General features: G+C 66.2%; 1 protein-coding gene. It reads right to left on the minus strand.

Going from position 1 to position 447, the window contains the following annotated elements:
- Positions 1-419: GAD domain-containing protein (locus AC1DN0_RS41500; protein WP_477146671.1), on the minus strand; the 419-nt coding region annotated here is incomplete at its 3' end.
- Positions 420-447 lie beyond the last annotated feature (28 nt).

Genomic DNA, 447 nt, shown 5'->3' on the forward strand with positions numbered 1-447 from the left:
GCGTCTTCGCTGAAGAACTTGGCGATCGGCGAGCTGACTTCGCCGTTGTCGGCGATCTTGATGTACGCCAGGCCCTTGGCGCCGTACTTGGCGGCATGCGCGGCGTACTCGTCGATCTGCTTGCGGCTCAGCGTGGCCCCGCCCGGGATGCGCAGCGCGGCGACACGGCCGTCGGCATCATTGGCGGCGGCGGTGAACACCGGGAACTCGCTGGTCTTGACCAGCTCGGCCACGTCCACCAGTTCCAGCGCGATGCGCAGGTCCGGCTTGTCCGACCCGTAGCGACGCATCGCCTCGGCCCAGGTCATGCGCGGGAAGCTGGCGGCCAGCTCCACGTCGACCACTTCCTTGAAGATGGCGCGGATCATGCCTTCCACGAAGTCCTGCACATCCTGCTCGCGGACGAAGGCGAATTCCATGTCCAGCTGGGTGAATTCCAGCTGGCGG

The organism is Cupriavidus sp. 05N39, from assembly GCF_056397325.1.